Here is a 25,905-nt window from a genome sequence, read left to right on the forward strand (position 1 = left end):
CGATGCCAGGGAAGGAGCCCGTCATGCCCACCAAGAACGTCGCCATCGGTGCCCGCAAGGTCGCGCTGGATGCGCGTCCTGACCGTCTGGATCTGCGCGACCGCATCTACCTGCCGCCGCTACAGAACCTGCCGCCGCAGTACCCCAGCGACAAGCAGGTGCAGCAGTGGCTGCCCGCCTATGCGAAGGCGGACCTGGTGCTGAACCAGGGCCAGGACGGCGCCTGCACCGGCTTCGGCCTGGCTGCGGTGATCAACTACCAGCGCTTCGCCAGCGAGCTGCTGCAGGGCATCAAGCCGACGATGCGGCGTGCCAGCCCGGCGATGCTCTACGAGTTGGCGCGACTCTACGACGAATGGCCCGGCGAGGACTACGAAGGCTCCAGCTGCCGCGGCGCGCTCAAGGGCTGGCACCGCCACGGCGTCTGCCGCGATACGCTGTGGCCCTTCGTGATCGACAAGAACGGCAAGCGCCAGTTCAAGCCGCCCAAGGAAGACCCCAAGCTGCCTGATGACCCGGATCGCAACTGGGACGTCGATGCGCTGGCATGCACGCTGGGCGTGTACTACCGCGTGGACACGCGCTCGGTGGTGGACATGCAGGCGGCGATCTACAACAACGGCGCGCTCTATGTCTCGGCCACCGTGCACGAGGGCTGGGATGTGCCGGGCGGCAAGCCGCTGCGCGGCCATGCGGATCTGGCGCGCATCACCTCGGTGGCCGAGCCCAAGGACGCCGGCGGCCACGCCTTCGCGCTGGTGGGCTACAACGAGTTCGGCTTCGTGGTGCAGAACTCCTGGGGGCCGGACTGGGGCTCGCACGGCTTCGCGCTGCTGCCCTACGAGGACTGGGTGCTGCACGGCAACGATGCCTGGGTGCTGACGCTGGGCGTGCCGCGCCAGCGCGCGGTGCTGGCCGGCGCGCCTGTTGCGGGCAAGGGCAAGCGCAAGTCCGCGCCGGCCGAGGCTGCGCAGCGGACGCTGCGCACGCCGCGCTTCTACCTGCCTTCGGGATCCGGCGCCGCGGCTGCGGCGATGGAACGGCCCGCCGGCATGATCGGCGCCGACGATGCGCTGACACGGCGCGCGCGCGGTGCGGCCGACAGCGCACCAGCGCCGCTGGACACCGAGGGCGCCTATCGCCACACGGTGATCCTCGATCGTGGCTTCCCGGTACGCAACGACATCACCGCCGAGGACGCCGCTGCCGCGCTGCAGGCTGCGGTGCTCAAGCGCCCGCTGGACTGGCTCAAGGCCCAAGGCGCCGACAAGCTGATGATCTATGTGCATGGCGGGCTCAACAGCGAGGAGGCCTCGATCACGCGCATCCGCGCGATGGCGCCCTATGCGCTGGCCCATGGCATCTATCCGCTGTTCATCAGCTGGCGCTCCGGGCCGATGGAGACGGTGGGCGATCTGGTCGAGGAGGCCCGGGCCAAGTCGGGCCTGGGGGCGCCGGGTGCGGCGCCGGCACGCGGCTTTCTCGACCGCATCACCGACACCACCGACCGCATGCTGGAGCCGGTGCTGCGTGGCCCCGGCGGCGCGATGTGGAGCCAGATGAAGATCAACGCGGTACGTGCCAGCGATCACGAGCAGGGCGGCGTGCGCCAGATGGTGGCGCAGCTCGCAGCGTTGAAGGCCAAGCGGCCGGGGCTGGAGATTCATCTCGTCGGCCACTCGGCCGGTTCCATCGTGCTGGGCCCGATGCTGGGCCTGCTGGGCCAGGCTGGGCTGAAGGCAGCCAGCACGCGGCTCTTCGCGCCAGCCTGCACCGCGCGCTTCGCGGTGCAGCACTATGTGCCGGCGGTGCAGGGCGGCGTACTGGCGGCCCAGCATCTGCATGTGCACCTGCTGTCCGACAAGAACGAGCAGGACGATGCGGTGGGGCCCTATCGCAAGTCGCTGCTCTATCTGGTGAGCCGCGCCTTCGAGGACAGCCACAAGACCCCGCTGCTGGGCATGGCCCACTGCTTCGACCCGGCCAAGGTCAGCGACAAGGCGGCCGACGATGTCTGGGCCCAGAGCTGCATCGCCGATGCGCGCCAATGGCAGTCGTTCTGGCGCAGTGCGGGCGGGCCCGGCGATGCGAATCTGCATGTGCTGGCCGAGCGCAGCGTCTCCACCGGCGTGCGCAGCATCCAGGCCACGCACGGCTGCTTCGACAACGATGTGCAGACGATGGGTCAGGCGCTGGGCTACATCCTCGATGCCAGCGGCAGCACCACCGTGCCGGTGGCGAGGCTGGACTACTGAATCGACGCCGACGGAGGCCCAGCGATGAAATACCCCGGCCGCACGATCAAGCTCGGCGAGGGCGATGCGCGCATCGTCAAGGCGCTGAAGACTGCGCTGAACAAAGCGCTGGTGCTGCGCGGCAACGAAGCGCTGCGCCTGGATCCGGAGAACCCCAGCTTCGGCCCGCGCATGAAACAGGCAGTGCAGCTGTTCCAGGCGCGGCATCTCGATTCGCGCGGCCAGCCGCTGAAGATCGACGGCGAGGTCGGTGCGCTGACCTGGGCGGCGCTGTTCGGCGAGACCCGCGTGCCGCAGGCCGATGGGGTCGTCGATCCCTTCCTCGGCGCCGTGCTGGCCAAGGCCGGCGCGGCCGCGGACGCAGAGGTGCGTGAAGTGCCGAGGAACAGCAACCGCGGCCCCGAGGTGGACGAGTACCTGAAGCGCGCCGGCGTGCCGGTGGGGCTGGCCTGGTGCTGCGCCTTCACCTACTGGTGCTTCGACGAGGCGGCGCAGGATGACGGCCGCGAGAACCCGATGTTTCGCACCGCCGGCTGCCTGATGCACTGGAACAAGGCCGCGAGCCGCGGCGCCGCGCGCATCCTCGCGCGCGACGCGACGGCCAACCCCTCGCTGGTGAAGCCGGGCATGGTCTTCATCATGGACTTCGGCGGCGGCCTGGGCCATACCGGCTTTGTCGAGCGGGTGGAGGGGGGCTTCATCCATACCATCGAAGGCAATACCGACGCCAGCCAGGGCCGCGAAGGCGGCGGCGTCTACCGGCTGACGCGCAAGCTGGCGAGCATCAACAAGGGCTTCATCGATTACGCGGGGCTTTGAGCAGCCTTCTGCAGCGCCGCGTGCGGCCGGCGGGGCCTCGCAGCGGGCCAGGGCCAGAGCTCATCGCTTGCGCGGCTCAGTCGAAGTGCAGGGCGTCGGCCAGCAGCGGTGCCTTCGCGTCCTTGTCGGCCAGCGTCGGTGCGCCGCCGAAGTCGGGCCACTGGATGCCTATCGTCGGGTCGTCCCAGCGCACGCAGGCTTCGGCCTGAGGCGCGTAGTAGTCGGTGGTCTTGTAGAGGAAGTCCGCCGTCTCGCTGAGCACGACGAAGCCATGCGCGAAGCCTGGCGGGATCCACATCTGGCGCTGGTTCTCGGCGCTGAGCTCCACGCCGACCCAGCGGCCGAAGTTGGGGCTGCTCTTGCGCATGTCCACCGCGACGTCGAAGACTGCACCGTTGACGCAGCGCACCAGCTTGCCCTGCGCATGCGGCGGCAGCTGGAAGTGCAGGCCGCGCAGCACGCCACGTGCCGAGCGCGAATGGTTGTCCTGCACGAAGCGCACCGGGGTGCCGACGGCCGCGTTGAAGCGCTGCTCGTTCCAGCTCTCGGTGAAGAAGCCGCGCGCGTCGCCGAACACGCGCGGCTCGACGATCAGCACTTCGGGCAGCGCGGTGGGGGTGATCTTCAGCAGGGGAGGCGCGGACATCGTGTGCTTCGTCTATTCGATCTTCAGAAAGCCTTGTCGACCAGCAGGCGCTGCAGGTACTGGCCGTAGCCGTTCTTGGCCAGCGGCTGGGCCAGCTTCTGCAACTGCTCGGCGCTGATCCAGCCGGAGCGGAAGGCGATCTCCTCCGGGCAGGCGACCTTCAGGCCCTGGCGCTTTTCCAGCGTGGCGATGAACTGGCCGGCCTCGAGCAGGCTGTCGTGCGTGCCGGTGTCCAGCCAGGCATAGCCGCGGCCCATGATCTCGACCTGCAACTGGTTCTGGCGCAGGTAGTGGGCGTTGACGTCGGTGATCTCCAGCTCGCCGCGCGCGCTGGGCTTGATGCCGGCAGCGATGTCGCAGACCTGGCTGTCGTAGAAGTACAGGCCGGTCACCGCGTAGTTGCTCTTCGGTGCCTTGGGCTTCTCTTCGATGGAGACGGCGCGCTGCTGCGCGTCGAACTCCACCACGCCATAACGCTCCGGGTCGGTGACGTGATAGGCGAAGACCGTCGCGCCGGTGGGCGTGTCGGCCGCGTGGCCGAGCAAGCCCTGGAAGTCGTGGCCGTAGAAGATGTTGTCGCCGAGCACCAGCGCGCTGGGTGCGCCGTTGATGAACTGCTTGCCGAGGATGAAGGCCTGGGCCAGGCCGTCGGGGCTGGGCTGCACGCAGTAGCTGATGTTCAGGCCCCAGCGCGCGCCGTCGCCCAGCAGGGCCTCGAAGCGCGGCGTGTCCTGCGGCGTGCTGATCAAGAGGATGTCGCGGATGCCCGCCAGCATCAGCGTGCTCAGCGGGTAATAGACCATGGGCTTGTCGTAGACCGGCAGCAGCTGCTTGCTCATCGCCAGCGTGGCCGGATGCAGCCGGGTGCCGGAGCCGCCGGCCAGGATGATGCCCTTGCGTGCAGAGGTCGTCGTGGCCATGGGGGAAGGTCTTTCCTGGTCAGAGGATTTCGTCAAGCATGCGCTCCACGCCCTGTTGCCAGGGCGGCAGCACCAGGCCGAAGGCGGCCTGCAGCTTGGCGGTGGACAGGCGCGAATTCAGCGGGCGTTGCGCCGGCGTCGGGTATTCGCTGGTCGGGATGGCGAGGATCTGCTCCGGCGCCACCTTGATCGCCGTTGTGCCGCGTGCGCGGGCGTACTCGATCACATGCTGCGCATAGGCATGCCAGCTGGTCTCGCCGGCGGCCACTGCGTGGTAGGTGCCGGACAGCTCGGGCCGCGCCAGCGTGGTGCGGATCATGTGCGCGGTGAGGTCGGCCAGCAGCTCGGCGCCGGTGGGCGCACCGATCTGGTCGGCGATCACCTTCAGCTGCTCGCGCTCGGCGGCCAGGCGCAGCATGGTCTTGGCGAAGTTGCCGCCGCGTGCCGCATAGACCCAGCTGGTGCGCAGGTTCAGGTGCCGGCAGCCGCTGGCGCGGATCGCCTCTTCTCCGGCCAGCTTGCTGGCGCCGTAGACGCTCAAGGGGCCGGTGCTGGCGCCTTCGCTGCGCGGCTTGTCGCCGCTGCCGTTGAAGACATAGTCGCTGCTGTAATGCACCAGCAGCGCGCCGCGTGCGGCGGCCTCCTGGGCGAGCAGATTGGGCGCGACGGCGTTGATGGCCTGGGCCTGCTCGGGCTCGCTCTCGGCCTTGTCCACGGCGGTATAGGCGGCGGCATTGACGATCACCTGCGGCGCCTCCTGGCGCACGCGCGCGATCAGCGCATCGGTATCGGCGAGGTCGCCGCCGGCATCGCGCCGGTCCAGCGCGACCAGCTGGCCCAGCGGCGCCAAGGCGCGCTGCAGTTCCCAGCCGACCTGGCCGTTCTTGCCGAGCAGCAATATCTTCATTTGAACCATCAGCTACCGTACTGCTGGCTGACCCAGTCGCGGTAGCTGCCGCTCTGCACATGGGCCACCCACTCGGGGTTGTCCAGGTACCACTGCACGGTCTTGCGGATGCCGGTGGCAAAGGTCTCGGCCGGGCGCCAGCCCAGCTCGCGCTCGATCTTGCGCGCGTCGATCGCGTAGCGGCGGTCGTGGCCGGGGCGGTCCTTCACATAGGTGATCAAGCGCGCATAGGGGCCGTCGGCCGACGGGCGCAGCTCGTCGAGCAGCGCGCACACCGTCTTGACGATGTCGATATTGGCCATCTCGTTCCAGCCGCCGACGTTGTAGGTCTCGCCCAGGCGGCCTCCGGCCAGCACCGCGCGGATCGCCGACGCGTGGTCCTTCACATAGAGCCAGTCGCGGATCTGCTGGCCGTCGCCGTAGACGGGCAGGGGCTTGCCGGCCAGCGCGTTGACGATCATCAGCGGGATCAGCTTCTCGGGGAAGTGAAACGGGCCGTAGTTGTTCGAGCAGTTGGTGGTGACCACCGGCAGGCCGTAGGTGTGGTGCCAGGCGCGCACGAGGTGGTCGCTGGCGGCCTTGCTGGCCGAGTAGGGGCTGTTGGGCTCGTAGGGATTGGTCTCGGCAAACGGCGGGTCGTCGGCCTTCAGCGAACCGTAGACCTCGTCGGTGGAGACATGGTGGAAGCGGAACGCCGACTTGTCCGCTTCACCCAACGTGGACCAATAGGCGCGGGCGGCCTCCAGCAGCGTGAAGGTGCCTTCGACATTGGTCTTCATGAAGGCGCCCGGGCCGCTGATCGAGCGGTCCACATGGCTTTCGGCCGCGAAGTGGACGATCGCGCGCGGCTTGTGCTCGGCCAGCAGGCGGTCGATCAGCGCGCGGTCGCAGATGTCGCCCTTGACGAAGACATGCCGAGCATCGCCCTGCAGGCTCTTGAGGTTCTCCAGATTGCCCGCGTAGGTGAGGGCGTCCAGATTGACCACCGGCTCGTCCCGGCGCTCGGCTGAGGCGAGCCAGTCCAGCACGAAATTGCTGCCGATGAAGCCGGCGCCGCCGGTGACGAGGATGGTCATAGCAGGAAGTCTCTGTCCGGGTGTTTGGGGCGCATCGTATCGCGGGCCGGTGAGTAGCTATGGCCGCATCAGGGCGGCTGGTAGCCCCTAAATCGGCCGCTGGCTCGTGCGTTGTGCGCGCGAAGGATGGCGTCGCACTGGGCGCATGCGGAGGGCGGCGCGACGGGCCGGCGGTGGCGAGCAGCTGCTTTCGGCTCACGCTCGCGGGCCAGCACCGCGCGGATCGGCGTTCGCCTCGTCAAGACGAGCCTGCCCTTGCCATGAGCCAGGACACCGCGAATGGCGCCTGCGCAGCCGCTCACCACCACCGGCCCGCGAGGCAGCGAGGCGCGCCATGGACGCATCAAGCCGGTCTAGAGCTCATTTCGGGGCTGGGCTGGATTCAGCTGCCTGCGGCTTGGTCGATGCGGGTTCGGCCGGACTCACGGTGCCGCGAGGACGCGCACAATGCGCGCTATGAAATCAACTCGCCCAGATCAACTCACATCAGCTGTACGCACTCAGCCTGCGACTGTGTGGGGGGGGTGGACAGCTTCGTTAGGCATAAAAGCATCAAAGTTCTTGCCACTCAACCATTGAAAACAGAACCCCTATGAGAGGCCTTATCTTTCTCCTTGCGACTTCTTCGATCCTTACGAGCTGCGGCGGGGGATCCGGCTGTCAACGAACGCAGGACTACGCTTACTCGCGTTACTCACCTTCTCCAAATAGTCCGGCTGGAGGAACCATCACGCTTCAATATCACCTCGGTCAGACCAACGCATGGAAGTTTGAACTTGTAGGAGTGAACGAAGCCTGCATGGTGGGCCTTAAGGCTTCTGTAGCAGCGGGCCGCCGTCCGTTGCCGAATGAAATCCATCTGGATCCAAATACAGCGGATCTCAGCACGGCCATCCTTACTAAACACATCGAAGGTCGATGCGTCAGCAAAGAGCCGGGGATAGCTGACACCCCGTCTTTGAATCGAACTTGCCCGGCAGGCACTGAGTTGAATAGCGTTCGCTATGACTTGGAAATAACGACCAATTCGGTTACGAACCTCGCTACCCAAGTGATCTTCGAGCCCGCAGACAAGTAGCAATTGCAGGGAATGCTCCTGACCTGCGTATGGAAGTTGTACCAACCCAGGCCGCGAGTCCCGGCCTCATGGAAAGGCAGCGCGGGTAGGCGCTGAACCAAGCAGGTCGCCGCGCCTCACGCCTGCCCTCACTTGCGCCCGTACGTATCCTCGAACCTCACGATATCGTCCTCGCCCAGGTAGGAGCCCGACTGCACCTCGATGATCTCCAGCGGCAGCTTGCCCGGATTGGCCAGGCGGTGGGTCTGGCCCAGCGGGATGTAGGTGCTCTGGTTCTCGCTGAGCAGCAGCACCTTGTCGCCGTTGGTGATCTCGGCGGTGCCGGAGACGACGATCCAGTGCTCGGCGCGGTGGTGGTGCATCTGCAGGCTCAGCGAAGCGCCCGGCTTGACCATGATGCGCTTGACCTGGAAGCGCTCGCCGGCGTCGATGCTGTCGTACCAGCCCCAGGGGCGGTGCACCTTGCGGTGCAACGTGGTCTCGCCACGCCGGCGCGACTCGAGCTGCTGCACGATCTTCTTCACGTCCTGGCTCTTGCTGCGGTCCGCCACCAGCACGGCATCGGGTGTCTCGACGATGACCACGTTGTCCAGCCCGACGGCGCCGACCAGGCGGCTGGTGGCCTGCACCAGCGTGTTGCGGCTGTCGGCCACGATGGCGTCGCCGCGCAGCACATTGCCGGCCTCGTCCTTGGCGCCCACCTGCCAGACGGCTTCCCAGGCGCCGAGGTCGTTCCAGCCGGCGTCGAGCTCGACCATCAGCAGCGGGAACTCGCTGCCGGGGCAGCGCTCCATCACCGCGTAGTCCACCGACTCGCTGGGCACGGCGGCGAACTCGGCCTTGCCCGGGCGGACGAACTTCGCGTCCACCGCGCGTGCGGCAAACGCCGTACGCGTGGCGTCGAGGATATCGGGGCGGAACTTCTGCAGCGCGGCGATCCAGGCGCTGGCGCGCAGCACGAACATGCCGCTGTTCCAGAAGTAGCCGCCTTCGGCCAGATAGCGCTCGGCGGTGGCCAGGTCGGGCTTCTCGACGAATTGCGCCACCTTCAGCGCGGCGCCGGACTTCTCGGCGCGGATATAGCCATAGCCGGTCTCGGGGCGGTCCGGTGTGATGCCGAGGATGACGATGGCGCCGTTGGCCGCCTCGCGCACCGCGCGGCGCAGCGCCGTGGTGAAGGCTTCGGGACTGGTGACGGTCTGGTCGGCCGGCGTGACCACCAGCACCGGATCGGCACCGTTCTCGATGGCTTGCAGCGCGGCCAGCGTCAGCGCCGGCGCGGTGTTGCGGCCCATCGGCTCCAGCAGCACGGCGCCGGGGTCGAGCTTCATCTCGCGCAACTGGTCCAGCACCATGAAGCGGTGCTCCTCGTTGCCGACGATCAGCGCCGGGGCCAGGGTCAGGTCTTGCGCCTGCGGGCCGGCGATGGCGGCGATGCGCTGCGCGGCCTGCTGGAACAGGCTGCTATTGCCTTCCAACACGAGGAACTGCTTGGGATAGCCGGCGCGCGACAGCGGCCACAGCCGCGTGCCGCTGCCGCCGGCCATGATCACGCCTTGCACCTGGATCGCTTCGCTGGATGCGTTCGTCATATTTTTTGCTCCCTGTTCAAGCCTGGAAACCGTTGGGGTTCATCTGCTGCCAGCGCCAGCTGTCTTCGCACATGCGGCGCAGGTCGTGCTGGGCCTGCCAGCCGAGCACGCGCTGCGCCAGCGCCGGGTCGGCATAGCAGGCGGCCACGTCGCCGGGGCGGCGCGGCGCGATGCGGTAGGGCACAGTGCGGCCGCTGGCGGCCTCGTAGGCGCGCACCACCTCCAGCACGCTGTAGCCGCGGCCGGTGCCGAGGTTCACGGTGATGCCTTCGCGGCCGTTCAGCAGGAAGCGCAGTGCCGCCACATGGCCTTCGGCCAGGTCGCTGACATGGATGTAGTCGCGCACGCCGGTGCCGTCCACGGTGTCGTAGTCGTCGCCGAACACCGCGAGCTCGGCACGGCGGCCCACCGCGACCTGGGCGACGTAGGGCATCAGGTTGTTGGGAATGCCGCGCGGGTCTTCGCCGATCAGGCCGCTTTCGTGCGCACCCACCGGGTTGAAGTAGCGCAGGCAGGCGGTCTGCCATTCGGGGTCGGCGGCGCCGAGGTCGCGCAGGATGGTCTCGCCCATCAGCTTGGTCTGACCGTAGGGATTGGTGGCCGAGACCGGCGCGTCCTCGCGCAGCGGCAGCGATTCGGGCGCACCGTAGACGGTGGCGCTGGAGCTGAAGACGATGCGGCTGCAGCCGTGGCGGCGCATCGTTTCGCAGACGTTGATCAGGCCGCCGATATTGTTGCGGTAGTAGGCCAGCGGCATCGTCGTCGACTCGCCCACCGCCTTGAACGCGGCGAAGTGCACCACCGCGGCGATGGGCCCGTGGCGCTGGAATACCGCGTCCATCGCGGCGGCGTCGCAGACGTTGGCGCGCTCGAACTCGGGCGCCTGGCCGCTGAGCTTGGCCAGCCGGTTCAGCACCTCGGGCGAGCTGTTGGAGAAATCGTCGACGCCCAGCACCGCATAGCCGGCGGCCTGCAGCGCCAGCCAGGTGTGCGAGGCGATGTAGCCGGTGGCGCCGGTCAGCAGGATCTTGGGTCGAGTGGGGCTCATTTCAGCAGGATCTGGGCATAGCAGCCGTAGCTGCTGGCACTGTAGTTGAGCAGACTGATGTCGCTCGTGCGCTTGTCACGAGTGGCCTGGCAACCGATCTGGCTGTTGCGTGTGGGCAACCAGCGCAGGCCCAGCGAATAGCTCTGCTCGCGGTCGTCGCCCAGCGTCAGGCCGCTGCGGCCCAGGCGGGCGGCCCGCGCGCTGGCGTCGATGAAGAGTTTGCTGCTCAGCGTGTAGCTGCCGTTCAGCTGCAGCGTGTCGGTGACGCGGTTGGCCTCGCTGCTGCCGCTCAGGCCGCTGTAGAGATAGTTCTCCTGCACCGTGTCGCGCGCCAGCGAGGTGGTGAGCTGCAGCTTGGCCGTGGGCTTCCACAGCCAGCTCAGCCGGCCGGTCAGCCCGGAGTAGCCGTCCAGGTCGGCGTTGTCGTTGTCGATGCGGCTGAGCGAGACACGCGCGTCCAGCGTGCTCGCGTCGCTGGGCCGCCAGTTGGCGCTGAGCTCCAGGTCCTGGCGCTGGTAGTCGTAGGGCACGATGAAGATCAGCAGCCGCGCATAGCCACTGCCGCGCGTCTCGCGGCCGGTGAGGTTCAGGCGCAGCGCGCCGCTGGCGCGCCAGCCCAGGCCGGCGAACAGGCTGTGCTGGTCGAAGTTCAGCAGCCGGTAGGCCTCGGCGCTGTAGTCGCGGCGCTGGTAGCCGGCGCCGCCGTCCAGCGACAGCGCGCCGGCCAGGCCGTAGCGGGCGAGGAACTGGGCCTGGTCGCTCTGCTCGATGTTCTTCTCGGTGATCTGCGCGACCTCGGTGCTGGGGTTGTACTGCGCCAGGTTGCGGCTGGAGCGCAGCGTCAGGCTGCCGCTCCATTTGTCGAGCAGGGCCCAGTCCAGGCCGCCGGCCATGGCGTAGCCGATGTTGTCCAGCCGGCTGTCGCGACGGTAGCGGTTCTGTCGCACCGCCATGTCGCCGAACAGGCGCTGGCGTCCCAGCGGCTTGTCCAGGCCGGCCAGCAGCGACAGGGTGACGACATCGTCGCTATTGGGCAGATCGGTCGGCTGCGCCGTGCCTGGCAGCCGATAGATGTTGGACACATGGGTCAGCGCGGCCGAGGCGCCCAGGTACCAGGGGCTGCTGCCGTCCTGCTGGGCTCGGGCCAGGCCGGGGGTCAGCGCAGCGGCGAGCAGCGCCGCGAGCATGGGCAGGGCGGTTCGCATGGAGTGGGCACGCTGCGCGCAGCGACGATCGGTAGGCAGATCAGTAGGCATTGCGGTCGAAGAACATCAGCTTGACGGTGCGCGCGATGATCTGCAGATCCAGGCCGAGCGACCAGTTGCGCAGGTATTCGAGATCGTATTCGACGCGGGCTTTCATCTTCTCCAGCGTATCGGTCTCGCCGCGCAGGCCGTTGACCTGGGCCCAGCCGGTGATGCCGGGCTTGACCTTGTGGCGCACCATATAGGCCTTGATCAGCTGGCGGTACTGCTCGTTGTGCGCGACGGCATGCGGGCGCGGCCCGACGATGCTCATGCGCCCCTGCAGCACGTTGATGAACTGCGGCAGCTCGTCCAGCGAGGTGCGGCGGATGAAGGCGCCGAAGCGCGTGGTGCGCGGATCTTCGCGGGTGGCCTGCGGCACCACGGCGCCATCCTCCTGTGCGCGCATCGAGCGGAACTTGTAGACGATGATCTCCTCGCCATCCAGGCCGTTGCGGCGCTGCTTGAAGATGACGGGCCCCGGCGAACTGAGCTTCACGCCGATCGCGATGGCCAGCAGCAGCGGCGAGACCAGCAGCAGGATCAGGCTGGCGAGCAGCAGGTCGCTGAGCCGCTTGACCAGCTCGTTGGTGCCGGTGAAGGGCGTCTCGCAGATGCCCACCACTGGCACGCCGTTGAGGTCGCGCAGCCGGCCCTGGATGATGGAGATGCCGAACACGTCGGGCACGAAGTACAGCGAGGCGGTGGTGCCTTGCAGCTTCTCCTGCAGCGCCAGGATGCGCGGTTGCGTGCCCAGCGGCAGCGTGATGTAGACCTCGCGCACGCCGTGCTGGCGCACATAGTCGCTGACCTCGGCCAGCGTGCCGAGCATGCGGCCGGCGGTCTCGGCGTGCACGCGCTCGTCGCTGCGGTCGTCGAAGAAGCCCAGCAGCTCGGCCCCGCTGTCGGCGCTGTCGTCCAGCGCGCGTGCCACCTTGGCGCCCAGGGCGCCGGCGCCGACGATCACCGCGGGGCGGCGCGACTCGGGCCTGGCGTTGTGCCAGCGGCGCACGCGCCGGCCGATCTCGACCGCGGCGATCTGCGCCAGCGGCGTGATGCCCACCCACCACAGCAGCACCTCGCGGTCGAAGTAGCCGAAGCTGCTCGTCGCATAGCCGCACAGCGCGAGGATGAGCAGCAGCACGATCCAGGAGCCCAGCACGTCGATGACGGCGCTGGCCGGATGATCGGCAAAGCGGTTGCGGCCCGGGAAGGTCAGCGCGAACACCAGCAGGCACAGGGTCAGAGTGGAGCGCAGCACCGGCTCGCCGAACCAGGCGTTGACCGCCAGATAGACCCCGACGATCAGGCCGGGCTCCAGCAGTGCGGCGACGAGAGACTCGACCGACTGCGGCGCGCTGTAGAAGGCTCTCTTGTAGTTCCTGTCTTCGAACATCGATCGTCAACCGGCTCCAGGCCCTGGCGTGCGCCCCTCGTTCGCGCCCGGGGTGGGCGCAGACCGCAGCGGCGGGTGGCGCGGATTCTCCCGTAAAAACCCTGCACCGCCGGGCCACTGCCCCCTGGGTCGAGGGCGGCCGCCTGGGGCCCTGCCTACAATCGCCGCCATGTTGCAAGACTGGTCGAAACTGATGGCGCCCGCAGTGCTGGATCGCATCTGCCTGCTGCTCAACCATGTGGTCTCGCGCGAGAGCGTGGCCACCGAAAGGCTCAGGCCCTTCGCCGGGCGCCATGTTCGCGTGCATCTGGCCGGCTGGCCCAAGCTGCTGCCGCCGGCGCCGGATCTGGTGCTGGCGATCACGCCGGCCGGCTTGTTCGAACGGCTGGACGAGGCCGGCCCGGACGCGCTGGCCATCGAGATCGACGCCTCCAACCCGGCGCTGATGGCGCTGTCCACGCTCAGCGGTCTGCGTCCGCAGGTCAGCGTGGCCGGCGACGCGGCGCTGGCTGGCGCCTTCAACTGGCTGATCGAGAACCTGCGCTGGGACATCGAGGACGACCTCGCCGCGCTGGTGGGGCCGGGCATCGCGCATCAGCTGGCGCGCTGGGGCCGGGCCGCGGCAGACGGCATCGCCCAGCTGGCCAAGCTGGCGCAGGGCGCGGCGGCGCTGCGTCCGGGCGGGCGTGCAGGCGGCGCATGAGGTACTTCGCGCGACTGCTGGTCATCGTCTGGACGGTCTTTCGCTTCGGCCTGGACGAGTTGGCGCTGTCCGGGCTGCGGCAGCGGCGCTTCCGACTGCTGCGTCGGCTGATCAGCGTCGGACGCAGCTGGGACCAGCCGCGCGGCGTGCGCCTGCGCCTCGCGCTGGAGCGGCTGGGGCCGATCTTCGTCAAGTTCGGTCAGGTGCTGTCGACGCGGCGCGACCTGGTGCCGCCAGACATGATCGACGAGCTGGCCAAGCTGCAGGACCGCGTGCCGCCGTTTCCTGCGGCGCAATCGCGCGCGCTGGTCGAGCGCGCCTTCGGCAAGTCCGTCACGGAGCTGTTCGAGACCTTCGATGCCGAGCCGGTGGCCAGCGCCTCGATCGCGCAGGTGCACTTCGCCACGCTCAAGGGCAGCGGTCGCGAAGTGGCGGTGAAGGTGCTGCGCCCGGGCATGCTGGACATCATCGAGGACGACCTGGCGCTGCTGCGCACGCTGGCCGGCTGGGTGGACCGGCTTTCGGCCGACGGGCGGCGCCTGAAGCCGCGCGAGGTGGTGGCCGAGTTCGACAAGTACCTGCACGACGAACTGGACCTGGTGCGCGAGGCGGCCAATGCCGCCCAGCTGCGCCGCAATATGGACGGGCTGGGCCTGGTGCAGGTGCCGGAGATGTTCTGGGACCTGTGCACGCCCGAGGTCATCGTGATGGAGCGCATGCACGGCGTGCCCATCAGCCAGACCGAGCGCCTGCGCGAGGCCGGCGTTGACTTCAAGAAGCTGGCCCGCGACGGCGTGACGGTGTTCTTCACCCAGGTCTTCCGTGACGGCTTCTTCCACGCCGACATGCACCCGGGCAATATCCAGGTGAGCCTGGACCCGGCGAGCTTCGGCCGCTACATCGCGCTGGACTTCGGCATCATCGGCACGCTCACCGAGGTGGACAAGGACTACCTGGCGCAGAACTTCATCGCCTTCTTCCAGCGCGACTACAAGCGCGTGGCCGAGCTGCACATCGCTTCCGGCTGGGTGCCTGCCAACACGCGGGTGGACGAGCTGGAGAGCGCGGTGCGTGCCGTCTGCGAGCCGCATTTCGATCGGCCGCTGAAGGACATCTCGCTGGGCCAGGTGCTGATGCGCCTGTTCCAGACCTCGCGCCGCTTCAATGTTGAGATTCAGCCGCAGCTGGTGCTGCTGCAGAAGACGCTGCTGAATATCGAAGGCCTGGGCCGTCAGCTCGACCCCGAGCTGGACCTCTGGGCCACGGCCAAGCCCTTCCTGGAGCGCTGGATGGCCGAGCAGGTCGGCTGGCCGGCTTTCATGCGCCAGATGAAGAAGGAGGCGCCACGCTTCGCGCAGTACATGCCCGAGCTGCCGCGCCTGCTGCACGATGCGCTCAAGCGCCAGGCCGAAGCCGGCGAGACGCGGGCGCTGCGCGCGCTGCTGCACGAGCAGCGCCGCACCAACCGGCTGCTGCAGACGCTGCTCTATGGCGCCATGGGCTTCATCCTGGGTCTGCTGGTGGCGCAGATCCTGGTGCGTTCCGCCCCGCTGTTCTGATCCGGGCGTTTTTGCCGGCTCGCGCGTCGCGGCGCGCGCATTTGGGGATAATCCGGCGCGCCCGAAATCCGTCCCGGCGGATCCCCTCCAACTCTTGCATCGCCTGCGAGCCAGGCCCCGGTCATGAACGTCACCCTGATCGTCTTCGTCGTGCTGTACCTGTTGGGAACCCTGGCCCTGGGGGTCTGGGCCGGCAGCCGGATCAAGAACACCGCCGACTTCGCCATCGCTGGCCGTAGCCTGCCGCTGATCATGGTGGTGACCACCACCTTCGCCACCTGGTTCGGTGCCGAAACGGTGATGGGCATCCCGGCCAAGTTCGTGCAGGGCGGCCTGAACGCCATCGTCGAGGACCCGTTCGGCGCCGGCATGTGCCTGATCCTGGTCGGCCTGTTCTTCGCTGCCAAGCTGTACCAGCGCAATCTGCTGACCATCGGCGACTTTTACCGCGAGCGCTACGGCCGCGGCGTGGAAATCTTCTGCTCGCTGGCCATCATCCTCAGCTACCTGGGCTGGGTGGCGGCGCAGATCACCGCGTTGGGCCTGGTGTTCAGCGTGATCACCAACGGCGCGATGAGCCCGGCGGCGGGCATGATCATCGGCACGCTGGCGGTGCTGATCTATGTGGTGATCGGCGGTTTCATGGCGGTGGCCTGGACCGACTTCATCCAGATGGTGGTGCTGGTCATCGGCCTGCTGGCCATCGCCTTCTTCGCCGCCGACCTGGCCGGCGGCGCCGGCGTGGTGCTGGATCTGGCTGCCCAGAAGGAGCTGTGGAACTTCCTGCCGGCGCCCAGCTTCCACGACATCGTCTTCTTCTTCGCCGCCGCGATCACGATGATGCTCGGCTCGATCCCGCAGCAGGACGTGTTCCAGCGCGTGATGTCGGCCAAGGACGCCAAGACGGCCCAGCGCGGCGCGGTGATCGGCGGGGCCAGCTACATCCTGTTCGCCTTCGTGCCCATGTTCATCGTGCTGGCGGCCGTGGTGGTGATGGGCAACTCGGCGATGGAGCTGGCGCAGAACGACTACCAGCGCGTGCTGCCGGCCTTCATCATGGGCCACATGCCGCTGGTGATGCAGATCCTCTTCTTCGGCGCGCTGCTCTCGGCCATCAAGAGCACCAGCTCGGCCACGCTGCTGGCGCCGTCGACCAGCTTCGTGGAGAACATCCTCAAGCAGATCCGTCCGGGCATGAGCGACAAGCAGCAACTGCAGGCCATGCGCGTCACCATCGTCGTCTTCTCGGCCTGCGTGCTGATCTACGCGATCGCGATGCAGGGCACGCCGATCTACGAGCTGGTCAGTGCCGCCTATCAGGTGACTCTGGTCGGCGCCTTCGTGCCGCTGGTGCTGGGCCTGTACTGGAAGAAGGCCACCACCCAGGGTGCGATCTTCTCGATCTTCGGCGGCGTCTTCACCTGGGTGCTGTTCTTCCCGCAGGTGACGACCTGGGGCGAGGTGTTCCCTGGCCAACTGGCCGGCCTGCTGGCTGCATTCGCCGGCATGTTCGTCGGTTCGCTGGCGCCGCAGTGGCTGAAGAACCGCCATGTGCACAAGCGCCATGTCGAGGGGCTGCCCGACGAGGCGAGCAGCTGAGGCCGGCGGTCTATAATTTCACCTTTTTAATCAACGGGTTAGACAAGCCATGCCGATCTACGCCTACCGCTGCAGTTCCTGCGGTCACGCCAAGGACGTGCTGCAGAAGCTTTCCGATGCCCCTTTGACCACCTGCCCGGCCTGCGGTGCCGAGACCTTCGGCAAGCAGGTCACCGCCGCCGGCTTCCAGCTCAAGGGCTCGGGCTGGTATGCCACCGACTTCAAGGGCGGCGCCGGCGCCGCCTCCGCTGCTGCTGCCGGCAGCACTGCCGCTGCCGAGAGCAGCGGCGGCGCGTCCGGCGACAGCGCCGCCAGCGCCGCGGCGCCGGCCGCCTGTGGCGGTTCTTGCGCCTGCCACTGACGCGTTCGACCGCGTCCATCTCAAGAGGAGCATGTGAGAAAGTACCTCATCACCGGACTGCTGGTCTGGCTGCCGCTGGCCATCACCGTCTGGGTGCTCCTCTGGGCGCTGGGCGTCGTCAACGGCGTGTTTGCCGGCCTGCTGATCGGGCTGGAGACGGTGCTGCCGGTCTCTCTGCATCCGAGCATCGACAGCCTGCGTCATGTGCCGGGCCTGGGCCTGGTGCTGATGACGCTGGCCATGCTGGTGACCGGTGTGGCGGTCACCAATGTGGCCGGCCAGTGGTGGCTGGCGCAGTGGAACCGTCTGCTTTCGAACACGCCCATCGTCAAGAGCATCTACAACTCGGTCAAGCAAGTCTCTGACACGCTGTTCTCCAGCAGCGGCAATGCCTTTCGCGAGGCGGTGCTAGTGCCTTATCCGCATGCGGGCTCGTGGACGATCGCCTTCGTGACCGGCAAGCCCAGCAACGACGCGGCGCGGCATTTCGGCGAAGAGCATGTCAGCGTCTATGTGCCGACGACCCCCAACCCGACCTCGGGCTTCTTCCTGATGATGCCTCGCTCCAGCATCCGTCCGCTGAACATGAGCGTGGACGCAGCGCTCAAGCACATCATCTCGATGGGCGTGGTCGCGCCACCCGAGCCGGCCAACGCGAATGGACGAAATCTGCCGGGTTGAGCGCAACGGCATGCGCTCAGCCCTGAGGGCCTGACACGGCCCCGCAACAGCCCCCACAAGACCTGATTCCGGCCGCCACCACGAAGGAGCAGGCGGCCCCACCGAATTCCGGAGAAAAGAAGATGCGTACCTGCTATGCCGGCCAAGTCAGCGAAAAGCTGCTCGACCAGACCGTGACCCTGATGGGCTGGGCCCATCGCCGCCGCGACCACGGCGGTGTGATCTTCATCGACCTGCGCGACCGCGAAGGCCTGGTGCAGATCGTCTGCGACCCCGACCGCCCCGAGATGTTCAAGGTGGCCGAGGACGTGCGCAACGAGTTCTGCCTGAAGGTCGTCGGCAAGGTGCGTGCGCGCCCCAGCGGCACCGAGAACGCCAACCTGGTCAGCGGCAAGGTGGAGGTGCTGGCCTATGAGCTCGAGGTGCTGAACCCCAGCGTCACGCCGCCGTTCCAGCTCGACGACGAGAACCTGTCGGAGACCACGCGCCTCACGCACCGCGTGCTGGACCTGCGCCGTCCCTACATGCAGAACAACCTGATGCTGCGCTACCGCGTGGCGATGGAGTGCCGCAAGTACCTGGACGAGCATGGCTTCGTCGACATCGAGACGCCGATGCTGACCAAGAGCACGCCCGAAGGCGCGCGCGACTACCTGGTGCCCAGCCGCGTGCACGACGGCATGTTCTTCGCGCTGCCGCAGTCGCCCCAGCTGTTCAAGCAGCTGCTGATGGTGGCCGGCTTCGACCGCTACTACCAGATCACCAAGTGCTTCCGCGACGAGGACCTGCGCGCCGACCGCCAGCCCGAGTTCACGCAGATCGATATCGAGACCTCCTTCCTGACCGAGGAAGAGATCCGCGCGATGTTCGAAGGCATGATCCGCCATGTGTTCCGCAAGGCGATGAACGTCGAGCTGGGCGACTACCCGGTGATGAAATATGCGGATGCCATGCACCTGTACGGCTCGGACAAGCCCGACCTGCGCGTCAAGCTGCAGTTCACCGAGCTGACCGACGTGATGGCCGATGTGGACTTCAAGGTCTTCTCGACGCCGGCCACGACCAAGGGCGGCCGCGTGGTCGCGCTGCGCGTGCCGGGCGGTGCGGCGATGAGCCGCGGCGAGATCGACGCCTACACCGAGTTCGTCAAGATCTACGGTGCCAAGGGCCTGGCCTGGATCAAGGTCAACGAGGTGGCCAAGGGCCGCGAGGGCCTGCAGTCGCCGATCGTGAAGAACCTGCACGATGCGGCCATCGCCGAGATCCTCAAGCGCACCGGCGCAGCCGACGGCGACCTGCTGTTCTTCGGTGCCGACAAGGCCAAGGTCGTCAACGATTCGATCGGCGCGCTGCGCCTGAAGATCGGCCACAGCGAGTTCGCCAAGGCCAACGGCCTGTTCGAGGACCGCTGGGCGCCGCTGTGGGTGGTCGACTTCCCGATGTTCGAGGAAGACGAGGAGAACCACCGCTGGGCCGCCGTGCACCACCCGTTCACGGCACCCAAGGACGGTCACGAGGACCTGATGAGCAGCGACCCGGGCAAGTGCGTGGCCAAGGCCTACGACATGGTGCTCAACGGCTGGGAGCTGGGCGGCGGCTCGGTGCGTATCCACCGTGCCGACGTACAGGCCAAGGTCTTCGAGGCGCTGAACATCACGCCGGAAGAGCAGCGCATCAAGTTCGGCTTCCTGCTCGACGCGCTGCAGTACGGCGCGCCGCCGCACGGCGGCCTGGCCTTCGGCCTGGACCGCCTGGTCACGCTGATGACCAAGGCCGAGTCGATCCGCGACGTGATCGCCTTCCCCAAGACCCAGCGCGCGCAGTGCCTGCTGACCGGCGCACCGTCGAACGTGGACGAGAAGCAGCTGCGCGAGCTGCACATCCGCCTGCGCAACCCGGTGGCGACGCCGGCAGCTTGATGCGCTGAGCGCTTGTCTCGTGACAGTGGAAGAGGGCGCCGCGGCGCCCTCTTTGCATTTCCGCTTGCAGGCGCTCAACCCGGCGGCGGCCAGGGCCGCAGTGGCTTCGCTATGCTTGAGGCCATGCAAGAAGCGCTCGCCCAAGACGCTGCAGCTGCGCAGCCCCACTACAAGATCCCGGAGTCGGTGCTGGTGGTCATCCACACGCCCGCCTTGCAGGTCTTGATGCTCGAACGCGCAGACCGGCCGGGCTACTGGCAGTGCGTGACCGGTTCCAAGGACGCGCTCGACGAACCGCTCGAGCAGACTGCGGTGCGCGAGGTCTTCGAGGAAACCGGCATCAGCATCGGCAGCACCGACGTGCCGCGCGAGGCGCTGCGCGACTGGGGCCTGGCCAATGTCTACGACATCTACCCGGTCTGGCGCCACCGCTACGCACCGGGTGTGACGCGCAATACCGAGCATGTCTTCGGCCTCACCGTGCCGGAGGGCACGGCGGTGCTGCTCTCGCCGCGCGAGCACTTGCAGTACCGCTGGCTGCCCTGGCGAGAGGCTGCCGACCTGTGCTTCTCGCCGTCCAATGCCGAAGCGGTGCTGCAGCTGCCGAGCTTCGTGCCGGCTGCGACCGGGGAGGGCCGCCCGTGAGAGTGAAGACAGCCGTGCGTCACGGCACGCATTCGGGCTTCGGCGCGCAGACCAGCATCCTCAGCCCCTATCTGCGCGTGGCCACCTACAACATCCACAAGGGGGTGCGCGGCATCGGTCCGCGCAAGCGCCTGGAGATCCACAACCTTGGCCTGGGCGTGGAGGCGCTGGACGCCGACCTGGTGTTTCTGCAGGAGGTGCGGCAGTTCCACCACCGCGAGGCCAAGCATTTCGAGCGCACCTGGTTCGGCTGGCCCGACCAGGGGCAGGCCGAGTTCCTCGCGCCCGAGGGCTATGAGGTGGCCTACCGCACCAACGCCTATACCAAGTACGGCGAGCACGGCAATGCGCTGCTCTCGCGCTGGCCCATGTTCGACGACCTGATCGGCCACCACGACGTCTCCGACCACCGCTTCGAGCAGCGCGGCCTGCTGCATGTGCCGGTGCGCTGGCATGAGCTGACCGTGCATGCCATCGTCGCGCACCTGGGCCTGATCCATGGCAGCCGTGTGCGCCAGGTGCAGCGCCTGGCCGAGTACATCGAGGCCCATGTGCCCAGGGACGAACTGCTGGTGATCGCCGGCGACTTCAACGACTGGGGCGAGCGGCTCGATGCGCCGATGCGCGAGCACGGCCTGGCGCGCGCCGAGGTGCCGGGCGCCCGGCGCGTGGCGACCTTCCCGTCGCGCGTGCCCTTCTTCTCGCTGGACCGCATCTACACGCGCGGCCTGCGCTGCGTGAAGACCGAGGTGCCGCGCGGCCCGGCCTGGGCGCGCATGTCCGACCACCTGCCGCTCGTGGCCGAGCTCGAACTAGAGTGAGCGCCGCCCGGCCGCCCGTAGGCGCTCGCCCCCGCTCGGCGGGGCAGCGCGCAGCGCGTGGGGTGCGGAAATGACCACAGCGGCAGAGATCGATCCGCTGTTGTCCTGGCACACCGTGCCGCTGCCGGAGTTCAGCGGCGGCAACGAGGTGCGGCTGCTGCGCGGCGGCGACGAACTCTTTCCGGCGCAGATCGAGGCGATGCGCCACGCGCGCCACGAGATCTGGCTGGCGACCTACATCTTTCACAACGACGCCGCCGGCGCCGCGACCGTGGCCGCGCTGCGCGTGGCAGCCGCGCGTGGCGTGCGCGTGCGCGTGGTCGTCGACGGCTTCGGCTCGCGCGCCAGCCTGGGCTGGCTGCAGCAGCAGCTCGAAGGCTCGCGCGTCGCGCTGGCGGTGTTCCGCCCGATCGACCGCTGGTGGCGCTGGCTGCAGCCCGGGCAGCTGCGCCGCCTGCACCAGAAGCTCTGCGTGGTCGATGCCGAGCAGGCCTTTGTCGGCGGCATCAACATCATCGACGACCGCATGGATCTCAACATCGGCGTCATCGACAGCCCGCGGCTGGACTACGCGGTGGGCCTGCGCGGACCGGTGGTGGAGCCGATCGCGCAGGCAGCGCGCGCGGTGTGGACGCGCGCCTGGCTGGGCCGCGACTTCGGCGAGGAACTGCTCGCCCTGGTGCGCAGCCCCGAGCCCTTCGCCCGCCTGCGCCGTCTGGTGCGCCGGCTGCGCATGCCCGGTGGCAGCCGCTGGCGCGACCGCGGCGGCGCTGCCGGCATCGAAGCGCAAGACCTGACCCCGGTCTACGCCGCCTTCGTGCTGCGCGACAACCTGCGCCAGCGCCGCACCATCGAGCGCGCCTACATCGAGGCGATCCGTGCGGCCCAGCGCCGGGTGGACCTGATCACGCCCTACTTCTATCCGGGCCAGGCCTTCCGCCGCGCGCTGCGCGACGCGGCACGGCGCGGCGTGCGCGTGCGCCTGCTGCTGCAGGGCAAGGTGGACTACCGCATCGCCGGGCTGGCGGCGCAGGCGCTGTACGCCGAACTGGCCGGGCATGGCGTGCGCATCTACGAGTACACGCCGGCCTATCTGCACGCCAAGGTGGCGGTGGTGGACGAGCAGTGGGCCACGGTGGGCAGCTCCAACATCGACCCGATCTCGCTGCTGCTGAACCTCGAAGCCAATGTCGTGGTGCAGGACGAGGCCTTCGCTCGTGCCGTCACCGCCGAGTGCGAGGCGGCGATCCGCGTCTCGACCGAGGTGGACCGTCGGCGCGTCGGCGGCTTCAAGGGCATCGTCGCCCGCGCGCTGGTGGCCTGGGTGGCCTATGTCTATCTGCGCGTGGCCGGGGCGGCCGGCCGCTACTGACCGGTGATGCACTGCATCAATTGACGTCTGTCAATGTCCAGCCCGCCTAGAGCGGCGAAGCTGTCGCCATGGACGAGAAGAACGCAGCCGAGCTGCCGGTGTTCCTGGCACGGCAGCTCAGCAAGGTCTATGGCGAGGGGGAAACGGCGGTGCACGCCTTGCGCGGCATCGACCTGGAGGTCATGCGCGGCGAGTTCATCGTGCTGCTCGGCGCCTCGGGCAGCGGCAAGTCCACGCTGCTGAACATCCTCGGCGGGCTGGACGTGCCCAGCAGCGGCGAGCTGCGCTTCCACGACCACCAGCTCACCGGCGCCAGCGAGGCCGAATTGACGCGCTACCGGCGCGAGCATGTGGGCTTTGTGTTCCAGTTCTACAACCTCATCCCCAGCCTGACCGTGCGCGAGAACGTCGCGCTGGTCACCGACATCACCAGCAATCCGATGCCGGTGGACGAGGCCATCGGCATGGTGGGCCTGCTGCCGCGGGCGGACCATTTCCCGGCCCAGCTCTCGGGCGGCGAGCAGCAGCGCGTGGCCATCGCGCGCGCCATCGTCAAGCGGCCGGATCTGCTGCTGTGCGACGAGCCGACCGGCGCGCTGGACTATGTGACCGGCAAGCTGGTGCTGGAGGTGATCGCGCGCATCAACAAGGAGCTGGGCACCACCGCGGTGGTGATCACCCACAACGCGGCGATCGCCGGCATGGCCGATCGCGTCATCCACCTCAGCGACGGCCGCATCCAGAGCGTGGAGCGCAACACGCGCAAGCTCTCGCCGTCCGAGCTGAGCTGGTAGCGATGTTGGCCCCCACGCTTGCTTCGCTCTGTGCCCGGCGCCCGTCGAGGAGCCGTCAGTGAAGGCCCTGGACCGCAAGCTGCTGCGCGACCTGCGCCTGATGTGGAGCCAGGCGCTGACCATCGCCTTGGTGGTGGCCTGCGGCATGGGCGGTTTCCTGACCACGCTGTCGGCGGTGGACTCGCTGGCGCTGGCCCGCGACGCCTTCTATGCGCAAGGTCGCTTTGCCGACGTGTTCGCCAGCGTCAAGCGTGCGCCGCTGGCACTGGAGGAGCGGCTGCGCGAAGTGCCCGGCGTCGCCGACGTGCAGACGCGGCTGGAGCAGATCGTGCGGCTCGAGCTCGAGGGCGTCGACGACCCGGTGCTGGGCCAGCTGATCGGGCTGGATCTGCGTCACGAGTCGCGCATGAACCGTGTCTTCGTCTCGCGCGGCCGGGCCCTGCGCAATGGTGGGGCAGGCGGCGCCGATGGCGGAGCCGCCGCCGGCAATGCGCCGATCGAGGTGCTGCTCTCGTCCGCCTTCGCCGAAGCGCGCGGCCTCGTGCCCGGTTCGCGGCTGAAGGCCTTGATCAATGGCCGGCAGCGCGAACTGGAGGTGGTCGGCTGGGCCTTGTCGCCGGAGTTCATCTTCGCCGGCCTGATGGGCATGCCGGACATGCGCGGCTTCGGCGTGCTGTGGCTGGACCGCGAGCAACTGGCCGGCGCCTACGACATGCGCGGCGCCTTCAACCAGGTCGCCATCAAGCTGGCGCCCGGCGCCTCGGAGGCGGCGACGATCGTGCGGCTGGGCGAGGTGCTCAAGCCTTACGGCGGCCGCGAGGCCTACGGCCGCGAGGACCAGACCTCGCATGCGATGCTGGACAACGAGATCAAGGAGCAGCGCGTGCTCGGCACGCTGCTGCCGGTGATCTTCCTCGGTGTCGCGGCTTTCCTGCTCAACGTCGTCGTCTCGCGCCTGGTCTCCACGCAGCGCGAGCAGATCGCGGCCTTGAAGGCGCTGGGCTATCCGAACCGCAGCATCGCCGTGCACTACCTGAAGCTGGTGCTGGTGATCGTCGCCTTGGGCATCGTGATGGGCATTGCGCTGGGCAAGAGCCTGGGCATCCTGCTGACCGGGCTGTATGCCGAGTTCTTCCGCTTCCTGTCCTTCGTGCATGTGCTGGAGCCGGGCCTGATCCTCGGCAGCGCTGCGGTGACAGCGGTGATGGCGGTGGCCGGCACCCTCAACGCGATCGGTGCGACGGTGCGGCTGGCGCCGGCCGAGGCCATGCGCCCTGCGGCGCCGGGGCGCTACCGCGCGTCGGCGGCGGAGAAACTGCCGCTGGTGCGCTCCAGCGTGCCGCTGCGCATGATCCTGCGCCAGATGGAGCGCCGACCCTGGCGCACTGCGCTGGCAGTGGCGGGCGTGGCGATGGCGGTGGCCATCGTCGTGATGGGCAATTTCTTTCGCGACGCGATCGACTACATCGTCGACACGCAGTTCAACGTCAGCATGCGCTCGGACGTGATCGTCTGGCGTGCCGAAGCCGGCACCGAGAGCGCGCGGCTGGAGCTGGCGCGTCTGTCCGGCGTGCTGCAGGTCGAATCCGGGCGCGACGTGCGGGTCAGGTTCATCAACGGCTCGCGCAGCGAGCGCGGCGCGCTGCAGGGCTTTGCCGCCGTGCCGCAGGCGCGGCGCATCATCGATGTCGACGGGCATCCCAGCCTGCCCAGCGAGACCGGCCTGGTGATGACCGACCGCCTGGCCGACAAGCTGGGCCTGCGCGTGGGCGATCTGGTGCAGGTGGAGCTGCTCGAGGGCCGCGTGCGCACGCTGAACCTGCCGCTGGAGGCGACGGTGCGCGAGATGATGGGCCTGAACGCCTACATCGAGCGCCGCGCGCTGAACCGCCTGCTCGGCGAGGGTGATGTGGCCTCGCAGTTCTCGCTGATCGTCGAGCGCGGACGAGAGACCGAGCTGCTGCGCGAGCTGAAGGAAAGGCCGCAGGTGGTGGGCAGCTTCAGCAAGGCCACGCTGCTGCGCAATATGCAGGAGATCAGCGCGCGCAATGTGCGCATCATGAGCACCATCCTGACCATGTTCGCCAGCGTCATCGCGGTCGGGGTGGTCTACAACAACGCGCGCATCGCGTTGGCCGAGCGCAGCTGGGAGCTGGCCTCGCTGCGCGTGCTGGGCTTTACCCGGGCCGAGGTCTCGGCGCTGCTGCTGGGCGAGATGGCCATCGTCATCGCTGTGGCGCTGCCGCTGGGCATGCTCTTGGGCTGGGGACTGACGCACACACTGGTCGGCATGCTCAAGACCGACCAGTTCCTGTTCCCGGTGGTGATACTGCCGCGCACCTATGCCTGGGCGGCGCTGGCGGTGCTGGCCGCCGGCGTGGCCAGCGCGCTGGTGGTGCGCCGGCGCATCGACAAGCTCGATATGGTGGCCGCGCTGAAGACGCGCGAATGACAAGGAACGAAGAGGGAA

At 68.2% G+C, this 25,905-nt stretch carries 21 protein-coding genes; 13 read left to right on the plus strand and 8 right to left on the minus strand.

What is annotated here, in order from left to right:
• The first annotated feature begins 23 nt into the window (after positions 1 to 23).
• The gene (locus AC2EBS_RS00665; protein ID WP_484726462.1) at positions 24 to 2,255 is read left to right on the plus strand and encodes a C1 family peptidase; all 2,232 of its coding nucleotides are present in this window, start codon (positions 24 to 26) and stop codon (positions 2,253 to 2,255) included.
• Between the two features lie 24 nt (positions 2,256 to 2,279).
• Positions 2,280 to 3,074, plus strand: a complete 795-nt coding sequence (locus tag AC2EBS_RS00670) for a CHAP domain-containing protein (RefSeq protein WP_484726463.1) — start codon at positions 2,280 to 2,282, stop codon at positions 3,072 to 3,074.
• Positions 3,075 to 3,150: 76 nt separating this feature from the next.
• Here AC2EBS_RS00670 and rfbC read toward each other — a convergent pair whose 3' ends face one another.
• The 8 genes from rfbC to AC2EBS_RS00710 all read right to left on the minus strand — a co-directional run bounded on the left by rfbC (position 3,151) and on the right by AC2EBS_RS00710 (position 12,981).
• Positions 3,151 to 3,702 (minus strand): dTDP-4-dehydrorhamnose 3,5-epimerase, encoded by a 552-nt coding sequence (rfbC, locus tag AC2EBS_RS00675; protein WP_484727532.1) that lies wholly within the window; start codon positions 3,700 to 3,702, stop codon positions 3,151 to 3,153.
• Between the two features lie 41 nt (positions 3,703 to 3,743).
• A complete protein-coding gene (gene rfbA / locus AC2EBS_RS00680) occupies positions 3,744 to 4,640 on the minus strand; it encodes a glucose-1-phosphate thymidylyltransferase RfbA (RefSeq protein WP_484726464.1) in 897 nt (298 codons plus the stop codon).
• Positions 4,641 to 4,659: 19 nt separating this feature from the next.
• Positions 4,660 to 5,547 carry a dTDP-4-dehydrorhamnose reductase gene (gene rfbD / locus AC2EBS_RS00685; RefSeq protein ID WP_484726465.1) on the minus strand — a complete coding sequence of 296 codons (888 nt, stop codon included), beginning with the start codon at positions 5,545 to 5,547 and terminating at the stop codon, positions 4,660 to 4,662.
• An 8-nt stretch (positions 5,548 to 5,555) separates the two neighbouring features.
• The gene (gene rfbB / locus AC2EBS_RS00690; protein ID WP_484726466.1) at positions 5,556 to 6,623 is read right to left on the minus strand and encodes a dTDP-glucose 4,6-dehydratase; all 1,068 of its coding nucleotides are present in this window, start codon (positions 6,621 to 6,623) and stop codon (positions 5,556 to 5,558) included.
• 1,206 nt (positions 6,624 to 7,829) lie between these two features.
• Positions 7,830 to 9,293, minus strand: a complete 1,464-nt coding sequence (locus tag AC2EBS_RS00695; RefSeq protein WP_484726467.1) for a mannose-1-phosphate guanylyltransferase/mannose-6-phosphate isomerase — start codon at positions 9,291 to 9,293, stop codon at positions 7,830 to 7,832.
• Positions 9,294 to 9,309: 16 nt separating this feature from the next.
• Positions 9,310 to 10,341 (minus strand): UDP-glucose 4-epimerase GalE, encoded by a 1,032-nt coding sequence (gene galE / locus AC2EBS_RS00700; protein WP_484726468.1) that lies wholly within the window; start codon positions 10,339 to 10,341, stop codon positions 9,310 to 9,312.
• The gene (locus AC2EBS_RS00705; protein WP_484726469.1) at positions 10,338 to 11,546 is read right to left on the minus strand and encodes a hypothetical protein; all 1,209 of its coding nucleotides are present in this window, start codon (positions 11,544 to 11,546) and stop codon (positions 10,338 to 10,340) included. Before AC2EBS_RS00705 ends, galE begins: the two co-directional genes overlap by 4 nt.
• 40 nt (positions 11,547 to 11,586) lie before the next feature.
• On the minus strand, positions 11,587 to 12,981 hold the full coding sequence (locus AC2EBS_RS00710; RefSeq protein WP_484726470.1) for an undecaprenyl-phosphate glucose phosphotransferase: 1,395 nt from the start codon (positions 12,979 to 12,981) through the stop codon (positions 11,587 to 11,589).
• A 169-nt stretch (positions 12,982 to 13,150) separates the two neighbouring features.
• Between AC2EBS_RS00710 and AC2EBS_RS00715 the strand changes: the two genes are divergently transcribed.
• The 11 genes from AC2EBS_RS00715 to AC2EBS_RS00765 all read left to right on the plus strand — a co-directional run bounded on the left by AC2EBS_RS00715 (position 13,151) and on the right by AC2EBS_RS00765 (position 25,887).
• Positions 13,151 to 13,684: a hypothetical protein gene (locus AC2EBS_RS00715; protein ID WP_484726471.1), complete on the plus strand. Its 534-nt coding sequence runs from the start codon at positions 13,151 to 13,153 to the stop codon at positions 13,682 to 13,684.
• Positions 13,681 to 15,243, plus strand: coding sequence for a ubiquinone biosynthesis regulatory protein kinase UbiB (ubiB, locus tag AC2EBS_RS00720; RefSeq protein WP_484726472.1), 1,563 nt, complete (start codon positions 13,681 to 13,683; stop codon positions 15,241 to 15,243). Before AC2EBS_RS00715 ends, ubiB begins: the two co-directional genes overlap by 4 nt.
• A gap of 123 nt (positions 15,244 to 15,366) precedes the next feature.
• Positions 15,367 to 16,842, plus strand: a complete 1,476-nt coding sequence (locus AC2EBS_RS00725; RefSeq protein ID WP_484726473.1) for a high affinity choline transporter 1 — start codon at positions 15,367 to 15,369, stop codon at positions 16,840 to 16,842.
• 49 nt (positions 16,843 to 16,891) lie between these two features.
• Positions 16,892 to 17,203, plus strand: coding sequence for an FmdB family zinc ribbon protein (locus AC2EBS_RS00730; protein WP_484726474.1), 312 nt, complete (start codon positions 16,892 to 16,894; stop codon positions 17,201 to 17,203).
• Positions 17,204 to 17,236: 33 nt separating this feature from the next.
• On the plus strand, positions 17,237 to 17,884 hold the full coding sequence (locus AC2EBS_RS00735; RefSeq protein WP_484726475.1) for a DUF502 domain-containing protein: 648 nt from the start codon (positions 17,237 to 17,239) through the stop codon (positions 17,882 to 17,884).
• Positions 17,885 to 18,006: 122 nt separating this feature from the next.
• Positions 18,007 to 19,803, plus strand: coding sequence for an aspartate--tRNA ligase (gene aspS, locus AC2EBS_RS00740; protein ID WP_484726476.1), 1,797 nt, complete (start codon positions 18,007 to 18,009; stop codon positions 19,801 to 19,803).
• 123 nt (positions 19,804 to 19,926) lie between these two features.
• A complete protein-coding gene (gene nudB, locus AC2EBS_RS00745; protein WP_484726477.1) occupies positions 19,927 to 20,448 on the plus strand; it encodes a dihydroneopterin triphosphate diphosphatase in 522 nt (173 codons plus the stop codon).
• A gap of 14 nt (positions 20,449 to 20,462) precedes the next feature.
• Positions 20,463 to 21,269 (plus strand): endonuclease/exonuclease/phosphatase family protein, encoded by an 807-nt coding sequence (locus AC2EBS_RS00750; protein ID WP_484727533.1) that lies wholly within the window; start codon positions 20,463 to 20,465, stop codon positions 21,267 to 21,269.
• A 70-nt stretch (positions 21,270 to 21,339) separates the two neighbouring features.
• Positions 21,340 to 22,641 (plus strand): cardiolipin synthase ClsB, encoded by a 1,302-nt coding sequence (gene clsB / locus AC2EBS_RS00755; RefSeq protein WP_484726478.1) that lies wholly within the window; start codon positions 21,340 to 21,342, stop codon positions 22,639 to 22,641.
• A gap of 68 nt (positions 22,642 to 22,709) precedes the next feature.
• Positions 22,710 to 23,435 (plus strand): ABC transporter ATP-binding protein, encoded by a 726-nt coding sequence (locus tag AC2EBS_RS00760; protein ID WP_484726479.1) that lies wholly within the window; start codon positions 22,710 to 22,712, stop codon positions 23,433 to 23,435.
• Between the two features lie 58 nt (positions 23,436 to 23,493).
• Positions 23,494 to 25,887 carry an ABC transporter permease gene (locus AC2EBS_RS00765; protein WP_484726480.1) on the plus strand — a complete coding sequence of 798 codons (2,394 nt, stop codon included), beginning with the start codon at positions 23,494 to 23,496 and terminating at the stop codon, positions 25,885 to 25,887.
• Positions 25,888 to 25,905 lie beyond the last annotated feature (18 nt).

The sequence above is a fragment of the Roseateles sp. T103 genome (assembly GCF_057219915.1).

Bases quoted from the DNA above. Each gene is read 5' to 3' on its own strand.
- rfbD (WP_484726465.1), bottom strand. From the start codon at position 5,547: ATGAAGATATTGCTGCTCGGCAAGAACGGCCAGGTCGGCTGGGAACTG.
- galE (WP_484726468.1), bottom strand. From the start codon at position 10,341: ATGAGCCCCACTCGACCCAAGATCCTGCTGACCGGCGCCACCGGCTAC.
- AC2EBS_RS00670 (WP_484726463.1), top strand. From the start codon at position 2,280: ATGAAATACCCCGGCCGCACGATCAAGCTCGGCGAGGGCGATGCGCGC.
- AC2EBS_RS00725 (WP_484726473.1), top strand. From the start codon at position 15,367: ATGAACGTCACCCTGATCGTCTTCGTCGTGCTGTACCTGTTGGGAACC.
- ubiB (WP_484726472.1), top strand. From the start codon at position 13,681: ATGAGGTACTTCGCGCGACTGCTGGTCATCGTCTGGACGGTCTTTCGC.
- AC2EBS_RS00760 (WP_484726479.1), top strand. From the start codon at position 22,710: ATGGACGAGAAGAACGCAGCCGAGCTGCCGGTGTTCCTGGCACGGCAG.
- AC2EBS_RS00730 (WP_484726474.1), top strand. From the start codon at position 16,892: ATGCCGATCTACGCCTACCGCTGCAGTTCCTGCGGTCACGCCAAGGAC.
- clsB (WP_484726478.1), top strand. From the start codon at position 21,340: ATGACCACAGCGGCAGAGATCGATCCGCTGTTGTCCTGGCACACCGTG.
- AC2EBS_RS00710 (WP_484726470.1), bottom strand. From the start codon at position 12,981: ATGTTCGAAGACAGGAACTACAAGAGAGCCTTCTACAGCGCGCCGCAG.
- AC2EBS_RS00695 (WP_484726467.1), bottom strand. From the start codon at position 9,293: ATGACGAACGCATCCAGCGAAGCGATCCAGGTGCAAGGCGTGATCATG.
- AC2EBS_RS00715 (WP_484726471.1), top strand. From the start codon at position 13,151: ATGTTGCAAGACTGGTCGAAACTGATGGCGCCCGCAGTGCTGGATCGC.
- AC2EBS_RS00665 (WP_484726462.1), top strand. From the start codon at position 24: ATGCCCACCAAGAACGTCGCCATCGGTGCCCGCAAGGTCGCGCTGGAT.
- aspS (WP_484726476.1), top strand. From the start codon at position 18,007: ATGCGTACCTGCTATGCCGGCCAAGTCAGCGAAAAGCTGCTCGACCAG.
- rfbA (WP_484726464.1), bottom strand. From the start codon at position 4,640: ATGGCCACGACGACCTCTGCACGCAAGGGCATCATCCTGGCCGGCGGC.
- rfbB (WP_484726466.1), bottom strand. From the start codon at position 6,623: ATGACCATCCTCGTCACCGGCGGCGCCGGCTTCATCGGCAGCAATTTC.
- AC2EBS_RS00705 (WP_484726469.1), bottom strand. From the start codon at position 11,546: ATGCGAACCGCCCTGCCCATGCTCGCGGCGCTGCTCGCCGCTGCGCTG.
- nudB (WP_484726477.1), top strand. From the start codon at position 19,927: ATGCAAGAAGCGCTCGCCCAAGACGCTGCAGCTGCGCAGCCCCACTAC.